This is a genomic window from Halomonas sp. I5-271120, assembly GCF_030553075.1.
Lineage (GTDB): Bacteria > Pseudomonadota > Gammaproteobacteria > Pseudomonadales > Halomonadaceae > Onishia > Onishia taeanensis_A.
This window is the reverse complement of record NZ_CP130701.1, coordinates 118074-141177: the sequence shown is the minus strand read 5'-3', so window position 1 is coordinate 141177 and position 23104 is coordinate 118074. Positions and strand designations below refer to the sequence as shown.

Sequence of the window (23104 nt, the reverse complement as noted above, 5' to 3'; positions counted from 1 at the left end):
CGCTGCGATGTAGCGCCCTTTATGGATGAAACCCGTAGCGGATGATGCAGGGCGTCGGATGCGTTAGTGCGGAGTCATTCGCCAACTGACGAGAGCGGGAGTCAGGGGCGGCAGTCGAGGCCATGCCTACTCGGCATAGATCATCTTTCGCGTCATGCCGCCGTCGACCACGAAGTTCTGGCCGGTGATGAAACCCGCCTCATCGGAGAGCAGAAAGGCCGCCATGGAAGCGATGTCGCGTGGCTCGCCGACCCGCCCGGCCGGGTGCTGTGCGTGGTCTTCGACACTCAGTTTGGCTGTCTGGCGACGCGACGGCTTTTGCCATTCGCCGACCTCTATCCATCCTGGGCTGATGGCATTGACGCGCACCGCTGGGCCAAGGCTCATCGCCAAGGCATGCGTCAGCGCCACGATGCCGCCCTTGCTAGCGGCATAAGCCTCGGTGTCGGGTTCGGATTGCAGGGCCCGGGTCGAGGCGATGTTGATGATAGCGCCCTGGCTTTTACGCAAGGTCTGCGCCGCATGCTTGGTGGTCAGAAACGTGCTGGTCAGGCTGGTGTCGAGTACCTTGTGCCAGCTCTCAAGCGTCAAGGATTCGATAGGCCCCAGGAAGGGATCGGCGAGGGCGGCATTGTTGATCACTCCATCGATCCGCCCGTGGCGGGTCAGGGTCTCTGCAAGGCTGGTCTTGACCTGATCTTCATCGGTCACATCGACCTGCTGGAAGCTCAGGGCCTCGGGATCGCCGGGGGCCGCTTGCCCCTTCACGCATTCGCCAAGCTCAGCCAGGCAGGCCTCACCTGCCTCCCGGTCGAGATCGGCGATCACCACCCGGTAACCCCGCGACAGCAGCCCAAGCGCCATGCCTCGGCCGATGCCCTGGGCGCCACCTGTGATATATACCACCTTGCCGTCGCTCATCGTCCGCTCTCATCAAGTGCACATGGCAATACCCTGCGGTTTGCCTGCCGGCAACGCAAGCGTATGGCCAAGCTCGGGGAGCGGGACCGCATGCACGGGGTTGTCTTATACGGCTCCGCTGGCAGGTGATCACGGATCCGGCCGGTGTCGGCTCATCAATGATGCTCGTGCTACTCGGCGCGTTTGCCCAACCGCCGCAGCTTGCGGAACCAGGCCAGGCGGGTCTTGTCGCTCATTGTCTCGACGCTGCCGATCAGGGTTTCACGAATCGGCATGAATCCAACGAAGCCGAGGATGTTGCGCTCCAGTGCCTTGACGCTGTGGGCACGGAAAAAGTGACGATAGACCAATGCCGGCATGCCCATGGTCACCAGGATTCTCGCCGAGCGGCCCGTCAGTCCTTTTTTGCCAAGCGGGTTGTTGTCCTGATACTCGAAGGCAAACCCAGGGCGCGCCACCTGCTCCAGAAACCCCTTGACCAGCGCCGGCATACCGCCAAGCCACAGCGGGAAGATCAACACCAGATGCTGAGCCCACAGAATCTCCCGTTGGGCGCTTTCGAGCGTGGCGGGCAGATCGCCGTACTGCCATTCCTGCTGGCTTTTCAGTATGGGGAAATCAAGCGCGGCGATGCTGATCTGGTGGACCTCGTGCTCCGCCGACTCCGCGCCTTCCCGATAATGGCCGGCCAGCGCATGGCAAAGGTGCGGCCGGGTAGTGTCTGGGTGGCCCTGGACGATCAAAATACGGCTCATAGCTTGCCCTCCTGGCTGGCTATCCCTGTGCTGACTACCCTGGTGCCGGGTTTTTTCTCGTTTGTTTTTCTATAACCCGAGCCTGCGCGAATGCACAGGCCATGCATGAAGCGTAGTCAACCTCGCGCAGGGGAGGGCGGATGCTGGGCAATATGCGTCCGTTGTGGGTGCTGAGACGTTGCCTGGCGTCTAGCTCCTTTGGAGCTGGTCGCGCAGTCCCGTTGGCACCTTTTTGATAATCAGTCGGTCCTGATCCGCGTCATATTCCACGCTGGAGCCCAGGAGATGCGAGTCGAAGCTGATCGACACGCCGCCGGCACGCCCCGTGAAGCGGCGGAACTGATTGAGGGCGCGCTTGTCGGGCGGGATCTCCGGTGACAGGCCGTAGTCCTGCTGACGAATGTAGTCATAGAAGGCCTTGGGCTGCTGTTCGTCGACCAACTCGGAGAGCTCGTCGAGGGTGATGGGCTCGCCGCGGCTGGCCTGGTCGCTGGCATAGTCGATCACCGCATCGGTCTTCTCGCGGCTCTGCTCCTCTGGCAGATCCTCCTGCTCGACATAGTCACTGAAGGCCTTGAGCAGGGTGCGGGTTTCGCTCGAGGCGTCTACGCCCTCCTGGGCGCCCAGCAGCGTCGCGAAGTCGTCGGCGAGCTTCTTGCCGCCACGATCGCGCAGGAACGACAGGTACTGGCGTGACGGCGAGGCATCGTCCTGCCACTGGGTCAGGTTGATACGTGCGGCAAGCGAGGGCTGGGTCAGGTTGAGCTGGCTGGTCGCTATCACGTTCTGCTCGGCATCCAGACCGAAGCCCTGGCGCATATGCAGCAGCGCCAGCGAGAGATAGTCGGTGTCGCCTTGGCGTTCATGGGCGATGAGCAGATGCCCGCCCAGCGGCAGGTGGTCGTCGACCAGCGCGGTGATTTTTTCAGCGAGCTCGCGGCTGAACGTGACGAAGTCCTGATCATCCGCCAGGTAAGCCGAGAGGCGTGGGGTGAAGTCACCGGCCTCATCGCCTTCGGCGAAGCGCCCCCACGCCTTGGCCTTGCCGTGATAGGCCTTGTTGAGGCCGGCCACCAGCTCGCTCATGGTGGCCGAGTCGTTTATGGCCGCGGCGGCGGGTGTGAGGGTCGCCGGCGCGTCGCTGCCGGCCTTGTCGATGGTGTGAACGATGCTGTTAAGAATCGGCATTAAGGACCCTTGGCTCGTGCATGGGGCGCCGATGATACCGCATGATCGCGCTTGGCTCGCCCGTCAGTGATGGCCGGGAGCGACACTCAGGCCATTAGCCCCTTGCCGATCAGGTTGAGACTGGCCAATAGCAGGATGGCATAGGCGGCGCGGCGCAGGTTGTGATCACTAATCGGTGGTGGCCGCCGTCTCGCCAGTTCAGTCGTGCCAGCCACCACGACAGCGCCGACGGCACCCAGGATCATCAGCTCGGAGAGATGGTCGCCGGCGCGCCCGGGGGAAAGCAGCGAGAGCCCCATGCGCGCCAGCCCCATGATGAGGAAGGCGCCCAGCAGGGTGCAGCGGATGGCGATCAGCGTCATCGGCTGACGGTAGAGCATCACCACCAGCGGCGGACCGTTGGTGGAAAAAAGGCCGCCCATCAGCCCGGAGAAGAGTCCGGCCACATGAAACTGCCAGTTAGGTGAGGGTGTCTGGCGGGGCGCCGGGGAGCGCATCAGGATGATGCAGGCGATCAGGATCACCACCCCCAGCAGCAGGCCGAGAAAAGGCGCACGGGACTCCCCCAGCCATATCGACAGATAGTAGCCCACCGGCAGCATCGCCAGGCTAAACAGTAGCAGGCGGCGCATCAGAGCCATGTCGACCTGTTGCCAGCGGCCTCGAAGGGCCATTGAGTTGTTGAACAGGCTCAGCAGGGTGCACAGCAGCGCCGCGCTTTCGATGGGCAGCACGTCCATCGCTGCCAGGAGTCCCATCACGATCAGCCCGAAGGCAAAGCCAGTGAGGGTCTGGACATAGCTTGCCAGGGCCAGGCTTAAGAAAATGGCGGCATATTGCCAGAGATGCATGACGTGATTTCCGGACGAGGACAAGTCGCTCCATTGTCCATGTCCGGGCTTGCCCTGGGTAGGGACAAGGCGGATGCCGATGCTGGCCAGCCTGCCTTGCAGTGTTGATCATTGGTTGATCAGGCCTTCAGCAGGCGCTGTATTTCCTCGGCGCTGGCCACCTTGCCCTCTAGTACCACCTCGCCGTCCACGCCTAGGGCCGGGGTGCGCATCACGCCCTTATCGATGATGGCGTTCATGTCGGTGATCTTCTCGACCTCCACGCTGAAGCCCAGTGCCTCCGCAGCGGCCCTGGCGTTATCGGTCAGCTGTTCGCACTTCCTGCAGCCCTTGCCGTAGATGCTCAGTTTCATGGACATGCCCCTTGAGTAAGTCGCTACGGCCATAGCTGACCGTAGAGGTAACCGGTGATCGTTGCCATCACCACCACTAGGCTGCAGTAGACCAGCGTCTTCTGGGTGCCAAGGATGGTGCGGATCACCAGCATGTTCGGCAGTGACAGGGCGGGACCGCCCAGCAGCAGCGCCAGCGCGGGTCCCTTGCCCATGCCATTGCCCAGCAGGCCTTGAACGATGGGGACCTCGGTGAGGGTCGAGAAGTACATGAAGCCACCCAGCAGAGAGGCCAGGAAGGTGGAGCCCAGGCTATTGTCACCCACGGCCATCATCACCCACTCCGAGGGGATCAGCCCTTCCTCGCCGGGGCGGCCCAGCAGGAGCCCTGCCACGAAGACCCCGGCCAGCAGCAGTGGCAGGATTTGCTTGGTGAAGTCCCAGCTTTGTCCGGCCCACTCCCGGTCGCCCTCGCGCAGCATGGCGATCAGCATCAGGCCGATGATCCCCACCGCAAAGGCCAGTTCGGGGGCGCCGGGTGCGACCAGCGCCGCCAGTGCCACGGCGCCGCCCAGCGCCAGTAACCAGCGAGCCGGCCAGCTCCAGCGTGCCCACAGCAGCCAACCGAATAGCAGCGCGAGCGCCGCGGTGATCGGCCATTTCCAGGCGTAGATAGCCATCCATGCCGGGCTGTCGGCGGCCGCCCAGTTGGCGAACACCAGGATGCCCACCATCAGCCCAAAAAAGGCCGCCACCTGGCCCAATGGGCGACCGCTATCGTCATCGCCGAAGCCGCGGGCATTGGCCTTGCTCCGGGACCGCTCCTCGCGGCGGTAGATGAGATGCATGATTACCCCGATCACCACGGCGAAGACGATGGCACCGATGGCCCGGGCCAAGCCAAGTTCCAGGCCCAATACCTTGGCGGTAACCACGATGGCCATAACGTTGATGGCAGGCCCCGAGTAGAGAAATGCCACCGCCGGCCCCAGCCCTGCGCCACGACGATAAATGCCGCCGAACAGCGGCAGCACGGTGCAGGAGCAGACGGCGAGCAGGGTGCCGGAGACGGATGCCATGCCGAACGCCACCGGCATGGGCGCATCGGGTCCCAGGTAGCGCATCACTGCGCTTTGGCTCAGGTAGGCGGCCATGGCGCCGGCGATCACAAAGGCCGGCAACAGGCAGAGAATCACATGCTCCTGAGCGTACCAGTGCGTCAGCCGGATGCCCTCCAGCACCGCGTTGTCGAACCTCGCGGACCCGGCAGGGAGGAAGTAGATCAGCAGGAAGATGCCCACCACGGCACCCAGCCAGCGGACTTGGGTGGGGTTGTCGCGTACCAGGTTGCGCAGACGGGAGACCGGCGATGAGGCGTCTAGCATGACGTGGCGCTCAGTGGGGAAGGCTATTGCCAAGGCTAGCAGGCGACTGGTGGAACAGCCTTGATGTGCCTCAGGGTTTCGTCGTCGTCGGGAAGCGGTTGCAGATGGCGTTGGCGATGTGCAGCGGCGCCTCGAGAATTATCTCACCTCTCTTCCGCTACATATCAACACCAACAGTATGGAGATCATGCCCACCCGTCAGGCATGGTCTTTTTTTACCGGAGATTATGGTGATTGAGCCGTGAGCAACGGCTAATTGAGCGAGCCGGCCGTGACCAGCGGCACTGACAGCAGCGAGAAATCTGGCTCGGCCCCCAAACCGGGCCGGTTGCTGAGTCGCATAGTGCCGCATGTGACCTCTGGCGCGCCATGGGCCAGCTGGGTGGTGTTGTAGCGATGCAGGTCGGTGGTGTTGAGCAGATAGGGCGTCGGGGTGCTGGCCGCCAGATGGGCATAGGCGGCGGTGGCGATGCCGCTGCCCCAGGCATCCTCGATCGTCATCGGGATGCCGGCGGCCACGCACAGATCGCGGATGAGGCGCGAGGGCGTCAGGCCGCCGAACTTGCTGACCTTCAGCGCCATGGCGTCCATGGCATCGTCCTTGAGCGCCCGCTGCACATCCGCCACGCTGGTCAGGCATTCGTCCAGCTTGATGGGATGATGCGCGCGTTGGCGAAATGATAGGCATTCCTCATAGCTTGCACAGGGCTGCTCGAGGATCAGGTCGAGATCCTGAAGCGAGCGGGAAAAGCGCGCCACCTGGTCGCGACGCCAGGCGCCGTTGATGTCGCCGACCCAGACTTCGCCATGCTGCCAGCCGTCGGCCAGGCAGCGCATCATGGCGATGTCCTCGTCCACATCATGGCCGAGCTTGACCTGAAAGTGGCGAAAGCCGGCCTTCCGATAGGCATCAAGGCTAGCCGCCATCGCCGCAGGGTCTGAAAGCGGCACGATGCGATGCAAGGGCATCGTCTCGGTGAGCAGCCCACCCAGCAGCACGTGCACGGGTAGCCCCGCGGCCTTGCCCAGCAGATCCCAGCAGGCGATATCGATGGCGGCCTTGGCATAGGCATGGCCGTTTAGGGCCCGGTCCATCTTGCGGTGAAGGCGCGACGTGTGGCGCGGGTCCTCACCAATCACGTGAGGAGCGAGCTCCTCCAGGCATGCGGGCAGGCCGCCGGCGAAGGCGGGCATGTAGCTTGGCCCGCAGGGGCACACTTCCCCGAAACCGGTCAGGCCCTCATCGGTGGTCAGCACCACCACGGTACTGGTGAAGTGCTGGTAGGAGCGCCCGCCGGCAAAGGCATAGGCCGTGCCGTCGTAGTGCAAGTCGCTGCTGTAGGCCGCCAAGCCGGTAATCCGCATGTTGTTTCCTCAAGCCGTGGAAGGACGCCTTCCAAGCCTAGCCGATCGATGGGGTGGTCAAGGCCAGAATTGGCCTGGCGACGTTTCGATCGTGATTTCCAGTGGCGGAGCACTCGCTGATAATCGACGGTTTGACATACCGATTTCGCATGAACTTGCCACTTTCCTGTCTATCGCTTTTTAGGCGTCCAGGCATCGCCATGGACTACACTATTGAGGCCAACGGTTTGCCCACCAGAGGGCCGGAAGGCTACGTGAAAAGAACCCGGGCGATTCACCCCTAGATGACTCAACTCATTGATTTAATATTCTTTTCCTATCTGGCTGGACGTGGCGGCTGGCAAGGGTTGTGCCCGTGAATAGCCATGGAGAGGCGGACTATTCGTGGGATTATGTGTCGCCTCGCTAAGTAGTAGAGGTGTGCCATGGAACTCAAGATTCTTGCGACCTCGCTGGCGCTTTGTCTGCTGGCCTCCGCTGCGGCGCTGGCCATGGAGAAGCCAGCGGCGGGTCACATGCCGATGGGTAATGTCGGCACACAGCAGGTCGGCGCGCGTCCGATGCTGCTGGCTGCGGATTCCACCTACCTGGAGCAGCGTTCTGCGCGTCTGCAGCGGGCAAACGGCAAGAAAACCTTCAAGCACACGCAGCGGCGCCAGGTCAGGGAAACCAACCCCTGGTGGCGTTGATGTGAAGGCAGCCTTGGCTCTGACATGACCATTTGAAGTTACCAGGAGCCATGGCGGGTCGCCACCGCCAGCGTGGGGAGACGCTGACTTCCAACCAACGTCAAAGAGCAATGGCCGGGGCCTATCGCCTCGGCCATCTTGCATGGAAGAACGTTTCTGGAAAGCGGGTCTTCGGCACCTGACTGTATCGCTCTTCTCCCTTGGCTTATGTATGTTAGGGGGCTTTAATGCTGCCCGTTCTTGGTGCAGCCGGATGATCGAGGGGAAGAGGGCATGTCGTCATCGCAGAAAGGCATTCTGTGGATGTGTGCCGGGGTGTTCTGCCTCTCGGTAGGCGATGCGATTTCCAAGTGGCTGGGTGACGTGCATTCGCCGATCCAGATCATCTTCTTTCGGACGCTGGTGTCGCTGCCGCTGATCGCCCTTATCGCGCACTTTAACGGCGGTCTGCGTAAGCTATCGACCAAGCGTCCCGGCGTGCATCTGGTGCGTGGCCTGCTGGCGACCGGCACCATGCTTTGCTTCGTGTTCGGCCTGACGGTGCTGCCGCTGGCGGAAACCACGGCGATCGCTTTCGCCGCGCCGATGTTCGTGACGCTGCTCTCGGTGCCTCTGCTGGGCGAGCGGGTCGAGCGACTGCCGCTGATTGCCGCCGTGGTCGGTTTCTGTGGCGTGCTGGTGGTGGTGCGCCCAGGCGCAGAGGGGTTCCAGCTCGGCGCCCTGGTCGTGGTCGGCGCCGCGCTCTTCTATGCACTGGTGATGATCACTGCGCGGCGCTACGGGGTACGCGAATACCTGTGGGCGATGGTCTTCTATGTGACGCTGGTGCCGTTGGTGGTCACCGGCGCCATGCTGCCCTGGGTATGGCAGGCGCCGTGGCCGCTGCACTGGCTGGGGTTTCTGGGGGCCGGTGTCTTCGGCATCGGCGCCATGGCCTGCATTACGCTGGCTTTTCGCCATGCGCCAGCGGCATTGGCCGCTCCCTTCGACTACACCGGCATGGTCTGGGCGGTACTCCTGGGCTGGTGGTTCTGGGGTGAAATGCCCGATCTGTGGGTGTATATCGGCACCTTTATCATCATTGCCAGCGGCCTGGCGATCGCCTATCACGAGCGCCGTACCAGCCTTAAGCGCCGGCCGGCGTCTTGAGTCTGCTCGCGCCTGGCCGTCACATCCCGGTCACTGCGCTTGGCTAGCCTGTTGGGACGCATTGCCTCATTGCATTCCACAAGAGCCTGGCGCCGAATGAAAATTCTGATGATCTCGGATGTGTACTTCCCGCGGGTCAATGGTGTATCCACCTCGATCGAGAGCTTTCGGCGGGCGCTGACCCGCCTCGGCCATTCGGTGACGCTGATCTGCCCGGCCTACCCAGTAGGGCATGAAGACGATCCGGGCATTCGTCGCATCCATTCCCGAGGCGTGCTCACTGATCCCGAAGATCGGATGATGCACTACAGGCGCATCCTTGCCCTGGCCCCGGAGTTAGCCGCGCAAGGCTTCGATCTGATCCATGTACACACGCCTTTCGTGGCCCACTATGCGGGCCGAGCGCTGGGTGCTCGGCTTGGGCTGCCGGTCTTCGAGACCTGTCATACCCTGTTCGAGGAATACCTGCATCACTACCTCACCTGGCTGCCCGCGAGCCTTCTGCGCTTCGCGGCGCGGCGAGTGGCGGTGCGGCAGTGCCAGACCGTGGCGGCGCTGATTTCGCCCTCGACGCCAATGCGCGAGGCGCTTGTGCGCTACGGCGTCTCGCGGCCGATTTCGGTGGTAGCGACCGGGCTGCCGCTGGAGGCGTTCGCGGCTGGTGGCGAGGGTCAAGTGAGCGCCGCCGATACCCGCCGAGGCTTCGACATTGATGCCGAAGCGCCGCTTTTGCTGTTCGTCGGCCGGGCGGCCCATGAGAAGAACATCGCTTTCCTGATCGAGATGCTGCCCCGGGTCCTGGCCTGCCATCCTCATGCCACGCTGGTAGTCGCGGGAGAAGGGCCGGCTCGCCAGGCGCTGGCGCGCCAGGCTCGAGCCGCGGGTGTGGAAGCGTCGGTGCGCTTCGTTGGCTATCTCGCGCGTGACGGCGAGCTGCAGGCGTTGTATCGGGCGGCCGACGTCTTCGTGTTCGCCTCGCGCACCGAAACACAGGGCCTGGTGTTGCTGGAGGCGATGGCGTTGGCCACACCGGTGGTCTCGACCGCTGTGATGGGCACCCGAGATGTGCTTTGCGACGGTGAGGGCTGTCTGGTCGCCGAGGACGACGAGTCGGCGTTCGCGGCGACGGTGAATCGACTGCTGGAAGATCCTGCGCTCAGCTCGGAGCTCGCGCAGCGTGCCGTGGTCTATGCCGGGCGGTGGCATGAGGATGCCCAGGCCACTGCGCTGCTCGAATGCTATCAGTCGCAGCTGGCACCTAAGGAAGAGGTGGCACTGCCGTCGATCGGGTCACCCTGACACCCGAGTGCCCGCCGTGCCCTTCAGGATGGCGACGGCATCGGCAAGTCGGCCAATGCCGCTGATGCCTCCGCTGGCGGCGAAGTCACAGGCGGCCGCAAGCTTCGGGCCCATGGAGCCGGCGGGTACGGTCAGGGCCTGGGCTTCGCGAAGCGTCAGTACCTGCAGCGGGGCGGCAGCGTCAGTACCAAAATCCCGGTAGACGGCCGCTACATCGGTCAGCAGCAGCAGGGCGTCCGCACCAAGCTGGCGCGCCAGCAGGGCGCTGGCGGCGTCCTTGTCGATCACCGCCTCTACCCCGAGAAGGCTACCATCCTCTCGGCGCACGACCGGTATCCCCCCGCCGCCGGTGCAGATCACCACCACATCCTGGGCGAGCAACAGCTCCAGTACCCGTAAATCCGGAATCTCCAGCGGCCTGGGGGAGGCGACGACGCGACGCCATTGGTCACCGTCCTTGGCAATCTGCCAGCCGGCCGCCGCCGCCCGGCGCTCTGCTTCGGCCTGCTCATAGACCGGCCCGACGAACTTGGTGGGCTGGGCAAAGGCCGGGTCATGGGCATCGACCACCACCTGGGTCAGCAGGGTAGCGACCGGCCGGTCGTGCTCGAGCGCGTTCTCCAGTTCCTGCTCGATCATGTAGCCGATCATGCCCTCGGTCTCGGCGCCCAGCACATCCAGCGGATAGGCCTCGTCCGGCTTGTAGGCGGCCCCCTGCAACGCCAATAGGCCCACCTGGGGGCCGTTGCCATGGGTGATCACCAGGCGGTGACCGGCTTGCACGATGTCGGCAAGTGCCCGGGCGGCAACGGTGACGTTAGTACGCTGAGCTGCTGCCGTCAGCGGCTCGCCGCGCTTCAAGAGGGCATTGCCGCCCAAGGCCGCTACGACCAGCATTTTAGCCTCCCAGCGTGGCGACGAGAATCGCCTTGATGGTGTGCAGGCGGTTCTCGGCCTGATCGAAGACAATAGAGGCGGGGCTCTCGAAGACCTCCTCGGTCACTTCCATGGCGGAGATACCAAAGCTTTCCTGCATCTCCTGGCCGATGGTGGTCTCGATGTTGTGAAACGCCGGCAGGCAGTGCATGAAGCGCACCCTGGGATTCCCGGCCTTGGCCATCAGAGTGGCGTTTACCTGATAGGGCATCAGCAGCTTGATGCGCTCAGCCCATTTCTCCTTGGGCTCACCCATGGAGACCCAGACATCGGTGTAGACAAAATCCACCCCGGCAACGGCGGTATCGATATCGTCGCAGATCATGATTCGGGCGCCAGTCAGTGCTGCGAGCGCCTGTGCCTCGTCCTGTACGGCCTGAGTCGGCCAGCAGGCTTGCGGGGCGCACAGGCGTACATCCATCCCCATCTTGGCACCGCCGATCAGCAGGCTGTCGCCCATGTTGTTGGCGGCATCACCGATGAACATGTAGGCCACCTCGCGAAGCGGTTTGTCCACGTGCTCCTGCATGGTCAGGAAATCCGCGAGTATCTGGGTGGGGTGGAACTCGTTGGTCAACCCGTTGTAGACGGGCACGCCCGCATAGGCCGCCAGCTCCTCGACAATGGCCTGCCCAAAGCCGCGATATTCAATGGCATCGTAGACTCGGCCCAACACTCGCGCGGTGTCTTTCACCGACTCCTTGTGTCCCAGGTGGTTGCCGGTGGGCCCCAGGTAGGTGACGCGGGCGCCCTGATCGTAGGCCGCTACCTCGAAGCCAACCCGAGTGCGGGTGGAGTCCTTCTCAAATATCAGGGCAATGTCCTTGCCCTTGAGTGTCGGTACCTCGGTGCCGGCATATTTGGCGGCTTTCAGGTCCGCCGACAGCTTGAGCAGAAAGGTGATTTCCCGCGGCGTAAAATCGCGCAGCGTCAGCACATGTCGGTTCTTGAGGTTGAATGCCATGAGGGTACTCCTTGAGGATCAGACAGGGTCGCGGGACGTGGGGCAGCTCATGCAGTGCCCGCCGCCGCGACCGCGCCCCAGCTCGGCACCCGGAATCGCCAATACTTCGATTCCTGCGGCCTCCAGAGCGGCATTGGTGTCGTCGTTGCGGTCATAGCCCACGACGACGCCGGGGCTCAACGCCAGTACGTTATTGCCGTCGTTCCACTGCTCCCGCTCCCGCTCTTCCGGGCTATCCCCGCCGGTGGGCACTATCTCTAGCGTCGGGTAGCCGAGGATTTCCGCGACCAGGTCAAAGATATGACGCGGGTCCTGATGGAACGCCAACGTCTTGCCGCCTTCACCGGGACGCAGGTCATAACAGACCACAGCATCCGCGACTTCCTTGAAGGTAGTCACCACATTGCCGCCGCAGCAGGTGAACACCGTATCCAGGTGCATGGCCGAGCGGGACTTGGGCAGCTGGCAGGCAATCACCCGATGTACCTGATCACCGTCGAACAGCGCCTTGGCCAACTGGCCGATGGCCTGGGGGGATGAACGCTCGCCCATGCCCACCAGCACCGTGCCGTTGCCCACCGGCATGATGTCGCCGCCTTCCAGAGTGGCAAGGCCATGGTCGACCAAGGGATCTCCCCAATGTACTTTCACCTTGCCGGCAAACCTTGGGTGGAAGGTATAGATGGCCGCCATCAGCAGGGTTTCGGGCCGTCGGGCGGCCCAGTACATTGGGTTGAGGGTGACGCCGCCATAGATCCAGGCGCTGTTATCCCGGGTGAACAGGAGATTGGGCAGCGGTGGCAGTACAAAGCCGAAAGGTCCGAGATGATTGCCGAATAGCCCCGACGGATCGAAGGGCAGGTCCGTCACTTCCAGCCCGCCGACCAGAAACTCTGCCAGCGTCTTGCTCGGCAGTTCATCCATCCAGGCGCGCAGATCCGACACCATGCCCACGCCGATGTGGTTCCAGGTGATGCGATGATCCAGCACCCAGGCGCGGCCTGCCTTGATATCGAGGATGTCGGCGAGCAGATCGTTGACGTCCAGTACCTCGATGCCTCGGGTTCTCATGATGCTTGCAAAGACGTCATGGTCCTTCTGGGCCTGCTTGACCCAGAACACATCGTCAAACAGTAGGGCATCGCAGTTGGAGGGCGTCAGCCGCCGATGGGCCAGACCGGGTCGGCAGACGATGACTTGGCGCAGGATGCCGGTTTCGGAATGTACGCCTAGGGTGGCCTCAGACATGGGGTAACTCCTTATGAAAGCAGGGCGCCAAGACTGATGACCACGCTGATGAACAGGGTCAGTATCAGCAAAAGCGGCCAGATAAAGGCGAGCCAGCGATCATAGGACACCCGACCGATGGCAAGGCCCCCGACCACCACCGCGAAGGTGGGGTTGATCAGGTTCACCAGGCCATTGGCGGACTGATAGGCGGTGACCACCAGATCCCTGCCGACATCCGCGAAATCCGCCAGCGGCGCAAGAATCGGCATGGAAAGCACGGCCAGGCCGGAAGAAGAGGGCACAAAGAAGCTCATGCCCACTTCGATCCAGAACATCAGATTGATGAAAGCGAGTTCCGGCAGGCCGCCCAGTGAGGTTTCGGCACTATGCAGGATGGTGTCGGCAATCATGCCCTGTTCCATGATCACCACGATGCCGCGAGCCAGGCCGACCACCAGGGCCACACCCAGCAGGTCTCGTGCACCGTCGACGAAACTGCTGGTCAACTTCTTCTCGCCCAGCCGGGCGATGATGCCGATCACGATGGCTGAACCGAAGAACAGCGCGCCCATTCGCGCCATCCACCAGCCCTGTGAGGCGACGCCCCAGATCATCACCGCAAAGGTCAGCGCAAAGATCGACAGCGAAATCATCTGGCTGGTGCTGAGCTTCGCGCTTTGCAGCTCGCTATCCTGAGGCTTCAGGAACAGCTTACGGTGTGCATCCCACTGCTTCGCCACCACAGAGCGGGACGGGTCGGTCTTGATGCGTGAGGCATAGCGCATCACATAGGCGATACAGATCAAAAGACCGCCAATCAGCAGAATCAACCGCAGCACGATGCCATCGGTGAATGGAATATTGGCCGCGTTGGCCGCAATGACCGTGGCAAACGGGTTGATGGTAGAGCCGAGAACACCGATACCGGCACCAATCAAGATAATGGCAACGCCTGTGACGACATCGTACCCAGCTGCCAGTATCACCGGTATCAGGATGGCGTAGAAGGCAAGCGTCTCTTCCGCCATGCCATAGGTCGTGCCGCCCAGAGAAAAAAGTACCATCAGGATAGGAATCATCCATATTTCATGGCCCTTGAGGTGTCGCATAGCACTGCGAATGCCGGTGTCAATGGCCCCTGTCGCATTCATGACACCTAGAAATCCCCCCAGGAACAGCACAAAAAGTGCCACATCGATGGCGTTGGCGGCGTAGCTCTCCGGGTCGTAGAAGCCGGCGGTGGGGGCCAACATCACGTCCACAAATCCTTGTGGATGTGGCTCGACTATCTGGTAGGTGCCGGGCACCGCCACCTCACGCCCGATCTCTTCATTCATGACACGATCATATTGACCGGCAGGAATAATCCAGGTCAGCGCAGCGATAACAATAATGAGACCGAAAAGAATGGTATAGGCGGTTGGGAATCTCGAGGCGAGGTCATGTCCTTCGACATCTGGTTGGCTGTCATCGTTGTTCATGACGCATCTCCTTTGCATGGCTTATTGCTTCAGTAATACGCCATAAATACTTCATGGTTTTATGAGTATATGTGCCATTTTTACCCTAGCGCTGCGCATTTCTCTGAGAGTAGCATAGCTCATTCATTGGTCTGTGGTGTTATTGGTAGTACATGGTCTAGGCTGTTCATTGCTTGTGAAAAACAATGTCCTCTATCATTACTGGGGTTGGGTATTTTATCAAAATATCTGAAGTGTCTTTCAAAGGGGGGGGGGCGGTCTCAATGACCAAGTGCAACACGTGACCCATCAGGTACGGTGTTGCCATGAACCACTACTATCGCCATCTTTCTGCTGAAGACCGAGCCGCCATCATGATGATGAGGGCGACTCACTCGATCCGAGCTATTGCCCATCATCTGGGCCGTGCACCGAGTACCGTGTCGCGAGAAATCGCTCGCCACTCCATCAATGGCTACGATGCCAGCCTCGCAGGCTACCGGGCTCGCCTGACACGCCATCGGCCCCGTCGGCGTCCCAAGCTGCACCCCGGCGGGGAGTTGTTTGAAGTCGTGGTCCATCTGCTGCGCACGTACTGGTCACCGCAACAGATAGCCCGCACACTGAAGCGCATGTCTCCCAACGATTCACGTCGACAGGTCTCGCACGAGGCCATCTACAACGCGCTCTATGTGATGCCCCGCGGTAGCCTCAAAAAGGAACTCATCGCCTGCCTGCGACAAGGCAACGGCAAACGCCGGCCACGAAGTCGTGGCACGGATCGGCGCAACCAGATTCCCGATCTGGTCAGCATCCACGCGCGACCGCCTGAGGTCGAAGATCGTTTGATGCCTGGCCACTGGGAAGGCGATCTCATCATCGGTGCCAACAATCGCTCTGCCGTCGGTACGCTGGTGGAACGCACCACGCGATTGGTGATTCTGGCGAAAGTGGATGGCACCACCGCCACCGCAGCGGCCGTTGGCTTCAGCGACAAGCTAAACGAGGTGCCGCGATCGCTGCGCTTGTCCATGACCTACGATCAAGGCAGAGAGATGGTGAAACATGCCGAGATCACCCAGAAGACCGGCACGGCGATCTACTTCGCTGACCCGCATAGCCCCTGGCAGCGAGGTTCGAACGAGAACACCAACGGGCTGTTGCGGCAGTATCTGCCAAAGGGCACGGATCTCTCCGTCTACAGCCAGGAAGAGCTCGACGAGATCGCCGACTCACTGAACACACGGCCTCGCCAGACACTGGACTGGCGAACCCCACTGGAAGTCTACGCCGAGGTGCTCAAGAAATCCGTCGGCGGTCCGAGCACCCTTCAATAGCGTTGCGCTTGGAACTTGAGACCGCCGGGTGTGATGAATGATAAAACGGTTTATTTTGTTCGGGCGGTATTTGCGAAATTATTTGCCCTGATCTTTTTAGGGTTGGCTATCGCGATTATTGTTTCACTGCTGATGTCCGTTGCTAAAGGGTTTATGGAAGGCGCGGAGTTTATGCAGATTTTTTTGAGCAGCGTTAATACGGCAATTATTGCCTTGGCGCTCTTCGAGTTGGCGCTGGTTGTCAATAGAGAACATTCGGGCAGTGATGAGGAAGAAGGCGCAGTCGCAAGCTTAAGACGGACCATACCTCGGTTTATAGGGCTAGTTTGCATTGCGCTGGCGCTTGAGGGGTTGATTATGGTGATTAAGTATAGTCAGCTGGAGTTGGCAGGTAATTTATATTATCCGGTGGCTATAATTGCCAGTACGGCTTTGCTTCTGGCAGCGCTGGCCTTTTTCTTACACTTGACTGCCAAATGAATTATTGAAATTTATCAGCGATGCCTGATATGTCACGGGCGACGAGGCTGGCCACTACCACCCCGGTCGCGGTGGTTCGCCGAGATGCTTAGCCAGGCTGGTGAATGGACTGTTCATTGGGACGGCCATGTCGCTTGCAAACCTCCAAGTGTCGAGCATGGTGGCCTTAGTGGGGGAGGTCATTGAGCAAGGCTCCACTCCAGAGGAAGCGATTTGATCGGCATCGCTCACATGAAGTTATGACCCCGGCTTATTCATGAGGCAGGCCTGAAAACGAAGATAGCGGATGGTATTCTCTTGAGAAATCAGAACGTTCCGGCAAGAACCTGATTCCAGAGGACCATCCGCTATGGGTGAAAGCGTATCTCCCTGGATTCCGTCCTGCAACGGGTCCATCCGCGTTGAGCTCGACGGCCAGCGCTCCACCAGCGACAGCGGCGCCTTGCTGCTGCGTGAAGCCCTCGATAACAGCGGCGTGATCGAGGCGCTCGAAGACAATCTGGTCGATCGGCGCCACCCGCTGCGAATCCGTCATTCTCTGGCCAGCCAGCTGCGCACCCTGGTGCTGCAGCGCGCGATGGGCTGGATCGACCTCAGTGATACCGACACGCTGCGTCGTGACCCGCTCTGGCAGTTGGCCTGCAGCGATGCTCGCGGAATGACGCCACTGGCCCAAGATCGACCATCTCAAGCCACGCTGTCGCGGCTGCTGACGTGTCTCGGGCGCAACGACAACATTGATGCCGTGCACGAAGGCCTGCTGCGGCTGGTGGTCTGGCGTCTGACCTCGCTGAAGAATGGCGAACGCCCCGAGCAGCTGACGCTGGACATCGACGGCCTGCCGATCGAGGTCCACGGTCACCAGGGCGGCTCGGCGTTTCATGGTCTTTACGGCGCACGAATCTACTCGCCGCTGGTGGCCTCGCTGGCCGAGACCGGCGACATGGTGGGCGGCCTGCTGCGGGAAGGCAACGCCGGCCCGGCCGAGAACGCCGACACCTGGATCCCGCACTTGGTCAGGCGACTCAACGAGAGCACCGGGGCCCAGATTCGAGTGCGCATCGATGCGGGGTTCACCGACAACGCCACACTGAAGGCCCTGGAAGATCGCGACATCGAGTACCTGGGCCGGCTGCGCAGCCACACGGGCCTGCAGGCGCTGGCGGCGCCACATCTGAAGCGGCCACGAGGCCGGCCACCCGAACAGCCTCGTGAATGGTGCCATGACCTGGAGTACCAAGCCGGTTCCTGGGCGGCGCCACGGCGCGTGGTGTTGGTGGTGCAGGAACGCCCCGATGATCTGTTGCTACATGCCTTCTTCCTGGTCACCAACCTCGGCAAGTTCGACTGGCCGCCGGAGAAGGTCCTGGCGCTCTACCGCAAGCGCGGCAGCGCTGAGGCGCACATGGGCGAGGTGAAGTCGGCACTCGACGTGCACCTCTCGTCGACCGATCGCGGCGCCTCCACCGTTCAGGACGTGATGGCCCGCAACGAGGTGAGTCTGCTGCTGAGCCTCTACGCCTATCAGGTCCTGCATGGCCTGCGCTGCCTCCTGGAGCGGCAAACCCGCCAAGGCTGGAGCCTGAGCAGGATGCGCGAACAGGTGCTCAAGATCGCCGCGACATTGTCACTGCACGCAAGGCGCATCACCGTTCACCTCGGTGATGCTGCCGACAAATGGTGGCCCACCTTGCTGAAAGGGTTACCGAAGCTGACCGCACTGAGCTGACGCCCGGCGACACGACGACTGACTCACGAGCAAGGCGGCCACCATGGTGGCTGGCGATTACGGCTGCCCTGATGGCCGAAATCAATTCCTGAAGACTATATAAGCGCGAAGAAAATGCTCTTCCTGAGCATATGACGGCAGGTTCTCACGCCGCCAATGCTGCTCCGGATGGGTAGTGCCGGCAGCACCGATCTTCACGATTCTCGATCAGCGCCCTCATGAATGAGGCGGGATGACGTGAATGTCCTGTATGCTTACTGAGGTCGAGCTAGCGAAAAGATAGGCTGTCCCAGTGTCAAAGAGGTTGGATGAAAAGAATACAGGATATACCGGCATTCTGGCGGCGTCGATCGCTGAAGTTCTGGCTAGCAACAGGCATGCTGATGAGCCTTGCGCCAATTTACCTGTCTGCGGTGACTGGTTACCTCTTGTATCGTGGCACGATCATTCAGCCCCTGCTCGAGGTTGCCTCGGCGCAGCGCAATATTCTGCATCCATTGCAGAGTGTTCAGCTGTCACTTTGGGATGTCTCGGAGTCAGTTGTCGATTTCGTCACTGATGGCGAGCCCCGGCTCAGGACCGCCTATCAAGAAGAGGCTAGTCAGATCAACGCGAGCCTTGAAAATCTTGCCACCGCCATGGATGGGCAAGGTTTCAATGTGGCCAATCTCGACGAAGCGCGAAATCAGTGGCAGGAGCTATCGTCTCTTTCGGGCACAATACTGGCGGGTGAAGGTCTGCACGGCAATGCGACTGTTTCAGCTCAAGTCCATGAATTCGAATCGCTTATTGACCGCCTCGCCCATCAGCTTGAAACCATTCGTGACGCTGTAAGCATCAGAAGCGACCGAGCTCATGAACAAGTTTTGTCTCGGCTGGCACTGTTGGAGTACCTCGCGTTGGGAGGATTGGTTGTTTCTATCATTGGTGCGGTCATGGGGGTCGTGTTAATCAACCGCTCTCTCGTTAACAGCATGAATCAACTGGTAGACGGCTCCATGCGTTTTTCTAGTGGTGATCGCGAGCACCAGATTGAAGTTCAAATTCCATGCGAGCTGGTTAATGTAGCCAATGCCTTCAACCAGATGACGCAGCGAATTCGTGAGCAAGAAAACAGCCTTCGAAGCATGGCGATAACCGATGGCTTGACCGGCCTATATAATCGACGAGAGTTTGATCGCTTGCTGGCAGACGAAGTCAAGCGATCTGAACGAAGCGGCGGCTCGTTCAGCTTGATCATCGGTGACATCGATCATTTCAAGACCTTCAATGACCGCTATGGCCACCAAACGGGGGACGAAGTCTTGTGTGCTGTTGGCCAAGCACTGGCAGACAATCTGCGAGAGGTTGATAAGGCGTGTCGCTTTGGTGGCGAGGAGTTCGTGGTGATTCTGCCGGACTGTAACGCTGAGGCCGCGCGCCAGGCCGCGGAGCGCGCGAGGGACGCCATAGCGTCGAAGGTCTTCCAACTTGACGGAAAGCTCACGGCAATAGTGACCATGAGCTTTGGCGTTGCCACTTCTCCCGGCAATGGCAATACGCCCGAAACCTTGTTGAAGAGAGCCGATATGGCCCTGTATCAGGCTAAGGGGCATGGTCGTAATCGTGTGATGACAGCGGTGTGAGCCAGGCCTGGCTCGCTCGTCCGTCTCGCATTTGGCGGTGTTTTTTAGTAAGCGCCCAAGACGAATGGCGGCAAAAACTGGATAATGGCGGGTTACGCCTTAGGGCCCCCCATACACATATCCGGTGCTTCGTTCATGGAAATCAAGGTCAACTTCCTCGAAAATCTCAGACTTGAAGCCAAGTTTGACGATTTTACCGTCATCACCGATCAGCCCATCCGCTACAAGGGCGATGGGTCGGCGCCGAGTCCGTTCGACTATTTCCTGGCATCCTCGGCGCTCTGCGCGGCCTATTTCGTGCGGCTGTACTGCAATGCGCGCAACATTCCCACCGAGAACATTCGGCTGTCGCAGAACAACATCGTCGACCCGGAAGACCGCTACAACCAGATCTTCAAGATTCAGGTCGAGCTGCCGGAAGATCTGTCCGCCAAGGATCGCGAGGGCATCCTGCGCTCCATCGAGCGCTGCACGGTCAAGAAGGTGGTGCAGACCGGTCCCGAGTTCAAGATCGAGACGGTCGAGAACTTGGACGAGGACGCCCAGGCGCTGCTGATGGCCGAGCCGGCGGAAGGGCAGAGCACCTGGATCGAGGGCAAGGACCTGCCGCTCGAGCAGACCATCGCCAACATGACCGGCATCTTCGAGAACCTCGGCATGAAGGTCGAGATCGCCTCCTGGCGAAACATCGTGCCGCATGTCTGGTCGCTGCACATTCGTGATGCCGCCTCCCCCATGTGTTTCACCAACGGCAAGGGCTCCAGCAAGGAAAGTGCGCTGGCCTCGGCGCTGGGTGAGTTCATCGAACGCCTGAGCTGCAACTTCTTCTACAACGATCAGTTCTTCGGCGAGGAGGTTGCCAACCGCGAGTTTGTTCATTACCCGAACGAGAAGTGGTTCCAGCCGGGCCCGAATGACGAGCTGCCCGAGGGCATCCTGGACGCGCACTGCCTTGCGATCTACAACCCGGACGACGAGCTGTGCGGCTCGAACCTGATCGATACCAACTCCGGCAAGGTGGAGCGCGGCATCGTTTCGCTGCCCTTCGTGCGCCAGTCGGATGGCGAAACGGTTTATTTCCCCTCGAACCTGATCGAGAACCTCTTTCTCAGCAACGGCATGAGTGCCGGCAACACTCTGCAGGAAGCCGAGGTGCAGTGCCTGTCGGAGATCTTCGAGCGGGCGGTGAAGCGCGAGATTATCGAGCAAGAGATCGCGCTACCGGACGTGCCGATGGATGTGCTGAAGAAGTATCCCGATATCCTCGAGGGCGTTGAAGCGCTGGAGGCTCAAGGCTTCCCGGTGCTGGTCAAGGATGCTTCCCTGGGCGGGCGCTTCCCGGTGGCCTGTGTCACCCTAATGAACCCCAAGACCGGTGGCGTCTTTGCCTCCTTCGGCGCGCATCCGAGCTTCGAAGTCGCCCTTGAGCGCAGCCTGACCGAGCTGATGCAGGGCCGCAGCTTCGAGGGTCTGAACGACTTCATGCCGCCGACCTTCAACTCGCTGGCCGTCACCGAGCCGAACAACTTCGTCGAGCACTTCATCGACTCCTCGGGCCTGGTCTCCTGGCGTTTCTTCAGCTCGAAGGCGGACGTGGACTTCTGCGAGTGGGACTTCTCGGGCACTACCTCGGAAGAGGCTGCCTGCCTGTTTGGCATGCTCGAAGAGATGGGCAAAGAGGTCTATGTGGCTGTCTTTGAAGACCTGGGCGCGCCAGTGTGCCGCATCCTGGTGCCGGGCTATTCCGAGGTCTATCCGGTCGAGGATCTGGTGTGGGACAACACCAACAAGGCGCTGTTGTTCCGTGAGGACATTCTCAACATCCACTCCCTGGATGACGATCAACTGGCCGGCCTGCTCGAACGCCTGGAAGAAACCCAGATCGATGATCACGAAGACATCATCACCCTGATCGGCATCGAGTTCGATGAGAATACCGTCTGGGGTCAGCTCACAATCCTCGAGCTGAAGCTTCTGATCAACCTGGCGCTTGGCCAGCTCGAAGACGCGCTTGAGCGGGTCGAGATGTTCCTGCAGTTCAACGACAACAGCGTTGAACGCGGGCTCTTCTACCAGGCGATGAACGCGGTGCTGCAGATCGCCCTAGATGACGAGCTGGAGCTGGAAGACTATCTCTATAACTTCACGCGTATGTTTGGCGAGGACACCATCAGCGCCGTAGTCGATTCCATCAACGGTGACATGCGCTTCCACGGCTTGACCCCGACCAACATGCAGCTGGAAGGGCTCGAGAAGCACCAGCGACTGATCGAGAGCTACAAGAAGCTGCACGCGCACCGTGCGGCCCTGGCCGGCCAGCAGTAAGCCGTTAGCGCTTTGTCTTAGCGCCTGCCTTTAGCGGCCCCCCTGAAACGCCCCCGCGCCGGTCATCTGGCGCGGGGGCGTTTCGTTTGGACGCGATGCCACAGGTGGAGGCCATTAGCCGCCCTCGCCATGCGCCGAGGACAGCTCTATCTGGGGGCGGGCCAGCAGCTCCGATACCACGGCCGGCATGAACTCCCGAGGCAGGGTGATGGCGTAGAAGTTCTCGTACACGTTGGGCAGCCGTTTGAAGCGTGTTAAGCGCCCCTGCTCAAGCTCATCCTTGACCACCACCTCGGGCAGCACGCTCACGGCGCCGCTGTCCCGGGCCAGCAGGCGCAGCATGGCCATGTCATCGGCCTCGGCGAGAATGTCTGGCCGGTACTGATGCAGGCTGCAATAGCCATCGAAGGCGCGCCGTACCTCATGATGTTCGCCCGGCAGCACCCAGCGCAGGCCATCGTAGCCCTGGGGAAAGGGCAGGGGTGGCTCTGAGTCGGGTGGGCCGATGATGGAGAGCGGTTGGCGGGCCAGCAACTGGCTTTGCCAGGCCGCCTGTGGCGAGTCAGAGGGCTGCAATTGCGTGTTGGTCAGCACCAGGTCGAACTCGTGGCGGGCGAGGCCATCAAGCAGGTCGGCCATGCTCCGGGCGTAGAGGCTGAACTGCACTTTTGGCCCATCCCGGTGCAGCAGCGGGGCGATGAAGCCCTCGATGAAATTGCGCGACATGCTGGAGAGCGTGCCGATGCGTATGTGCTGATGCTCAGGCTCGATGCCCCGGTTGATCAGCGACTCCAGCTCCTCGCCCTTGGTAAAGATCACCTCGGCATAGTTGAACACCTGCCGGCCCGCCTCGGTCAGCAGCAAGCGGCGGTTACGTCGCTCGAACAGCGGCTTGCCCATCCTGTCTTCCAGTTTGCGTATCTGTGCCGACAGGGCGCTCTGCGACAGGTGCAGCGATTCGGCAACTCGGGTGAGGTTGCCCTCGGCGGCCACGCGCCAGAAATAGTAGAGGTGGTGATAGTTCAAGCGGCTCATACCGTTCTCTTTTATAGAACAATGCGTCAATTTATATCTATTTTTATTC

At 61.1% G+C, this 23104-nt stretch carries 20 protein-coding genes; 8 read left to right on the top strand and 12 right to left on the bottom strand.

Features of this window, described 5'->3' with window-relative positions; translation table 11 throughout:
• Positions 1 to 126: 126 nt before the first annotated feature.
• The 7 genes from Q2K57_RS00665 to Q2K57_RS00635 form a co-directional block, all read right to left on the bottom strand.
• On the bottom strand, positions 127 to 921 hold the full coding sequence (locus tag Q2K57_RS00665) for an SDR family oxidoreductase (RefSeq protein WP_304525901.1): 795 nt from the start codon (positions 919 to 921) through the stop codon (positions 127 to 129).
• A gap of 170 nt (positions 922 to 1091) precedes the next feature.
• Positions 1092 to 1676 (bottom strand): NAD(P)H-dependent oxidoreductase, encoded by a 585-nt coding sequence (locus Q2K57_RS00660; RefSeq protein ID WP_304525900.1) that lies wholly within the window; start codon positions 1674 to 1676, stop codon positions 1092 to 1094.
• Between the two features lie 189 nt (positions 1677 to 1865).
• Positions 1866 to 2864: a nucleoid-associated protein YejK gene (yejK, locus tag Q2K57_RS00655; RefSeq protein ID WP_112054933.1), complete on the bottom strand. Its 999-nt coding sequence runs from the start codon at positions 2862 to 2864 to the stop codon at positions 1866 to 1868.
• 86 nt (positions 2865 to 2950) lie between these two features.
• A complete protein-coding gene (locus tag Q2K57_RS00650; protein ID WP_112054932.1) occupies positions 2951 to 3715 on the bottom strand; it encodes a TSUP family transporter in 765 nt (254 codons plus the stop codon).
• A gap of 119 nt (positions 3716 to 3834) precedes the next feature.
• Positions 3835 to 4068 carry a thioredoxin family protein gene (locus Q2K57_RS00645; protein ID WP_112054931.1) on the bottom strand — a complete coding sequence of 78 codons (234 nt, stop codon included), beginning with the start codon at positions 4066 to 4068 and terminating at the stop codon, positions 3835 to 3837.
• Between the two features lie 23 nt (positions 4069 to 4091).
• Positions 4092 to 5432 carry a permease gene (locus tag Q2K57_RS00640; RefSeq protein ID WP_112054930.1) on the bottom strand — a complete coding sequence of 447 codons (1341 nt, stop codon included), beginning with the start codon at positions 5430 to 5432 and terminating at the stop codon, positions 4092 to 4094.
• A gap of 252 nt (positions 5433 to 5684) precedes the next feature.
• The gene (locus tag Q2K57_RS00635; protein WP_304525899.1) at positions 5685 to 6797 is read right to left on the bottom strand and encodes a mandelate racemase/muconate lactonizing enzyme family protein; all 1113 of its coding nucleotides are present in this window, start codon (positions 6795 to 6797) and stop codon (positions 5685 to 5687) included.
• Between the two features lie 425 nt (positions 6798 to 7222).
• On the opposite strand from Q2K57_RS00635, the gene Q2K57_RS00630 reads away from it, so the two are divergent.
• From Q2K57_RS00630 to Q2K57_RS00620, 3 genes are all read left to right on the top strand, one after another.
• Positions 7223 to 7486, top strand: a complete 264-nt coding sequence (locus Q2K57_RS00630; protein ID WP_304525898.1) for a hypothetical protein — start codon at positions 7223 to 7225, stop codon at positions 7484 to 7486.
• Positions 7487 to 7759: 273 nt separating this feature from the next.
• Positions 7760 to 8635 (top strand): DMT family transporter, encoded by an 876-nt coding sequence (locus Q2K57_RS00625; RefSeq protein ID WP_304525897.1) that lies wholly within the window; start codon positions 7760 to 7762, stop codon positions 8633 to 8635.
• Positions 8636 to 8731: 96 nt separating this feature from the next.
• A complete protein-coding gene (locus Q2K57_RS00620) occupies positions 8732 to 9934 on the top strand; it encodes a glycosyltransferase (RefSeq protein WP_304525896.1) in 1203 nt (400 codons plus the stop codon).
• Here the strand turns inward: Q2K57_RS00620 and arcC are convergent.
• The 4 genes from arcC to Q2K57_RS00600 are packed head-to-tail and all read right to left on the bottom strand — an operon-like array spanning position 9926 to position 14545.
• On the bottom strand, positions 9926 to 10831 hold the full coding sequence (arcC, locus tag Q2K57_RS00615; protein ID WP_112054928.1) for a carbamate kinase: 906 nt from the start codon (positions 10829 to 10831) through the stop codon (positions 9926 to 9928). The two genes, Q2K57_RS00620 and arcC, sit on opposite strands and share 9 nt — an antisense overlap.
• A 1-nt stretch (position 10832) precedes the next feature.
• A complete protein-coding gene (argF, locus tag Q2K57_RS00610) occupies positions 10833 to 11834 on the bottom strand; it encodes an ornithine carbamoyltransferase (RefSeq protein ID WP_304525895.1) in 1002 nt (333 codons plus the stop codon).
• An 18-nt stretch (positions 11835 to 11852) separates the two neighbouring features.
• Positions 11853 to 13082, bottom strand: a complete 1230-nt coding sequence (locus Q2K57_RS00605; RefSeq protein WP_304525894.1) for an arginine deiminase — start codon at positions 13080 to 13082, stop codon at positions 11853 to 11855.
• 11 nt (positions 13083 to 13093) lie between these two features.
• Positions 13094 to 14545, bottom strand: a complete 1452-nt coding sequence (locus Q2K57_RS00600) for a YfcC family protein (RefSeq protein ID WP_304525893.1) — start codon at positions 14543 to 14545, stop codon at positions 13094 to 13096.
• A 305-nt stretch (positions 14546 to 14850) separates the two neighbouring features.
• On the opposite strand from Q2K57_RS00600, the gene Q2K57_RS00595 reads away from it, so the two are divergent.
• From Q2K57_RS00595 to Q2K57_RS00575, 5 genes are all read left to right on the top strand, one after another.
• Positions 14851 to 15861, top strand: coding sequence for an IS30 family transposase (locus Q2K57_RS00595; protein WP_369700280.1), 1011 nt, complete (start codon positions 14851 to 14853; stop codon positions 15859 to 15861).
• A 33-nt stretch (positions 15862 to 15894) separates the two neighbouring features.
• A complete protein-coding gene (locus tag Q2K57_RS00590; RefSeq protein WP_304525892.1) occupies positions 15895 to 16341 on the top strand; it encodes a hypothetical protein in 447 nt (148 codons plus the stop codon).
• Between the two features lie 349 nt (positions 16342 to 16690).
• Complete coding sequence (locus Q2K57_RS00585; protein WP_304525661.1) at positions 16691 to 18070, top strand: IS1380 family transposase; 1380 nt, start codon at positions 16691 to 16693, stop codon at positions 18068 to 18070.
• Positions 18071 to 18378: 308 nt separating this feature from the next.
• Positions 18379 to 19695: a diguanylate cyclase gene (locus Q2K57_RS00580; RefSeq protein WP_304525891.1), complete on the top strand. Its 1317-nt coding sequence runs from the start codon at positions 18379 to 18381 to the stop codon at positions 19693 to 19695.
• A gap of 135 nt (positions 19696 to 19830) precedes the next feature.
• On the top strand, positions 19831 to 22020 hold the full coding sequence (locus Q2K57_RS00575) for an OsmC domain/YcaO domain-containing protein (protein ID WP_304525890.1): 2190 nt from the start codon (positions 19831 to 19833) through the stop codon (positions 22018 to 22020).
• Positions 22021 to 22134: 114 nt separating this feature from the next.
• Here the strand turns inward: Q2K57_RS00575 and Q2K57_RS00570 are convergent, their stop codons facing one another.
• Positions 22135 to 23055 carry a LysR family transcriptional regulator gene (locus Q2K57_RS00570; RefSeq protein WP_304525889.1) on the bottom strand — a complete coding sequence of 307 codons (921 nt, stop codon included), beginning with the start codon at positions 23053 to 23055 and terminating at the stop codon, positions 22135 to 22137.
• Positions 23056 to 23104: the final 49 nt, after the last annotated feature.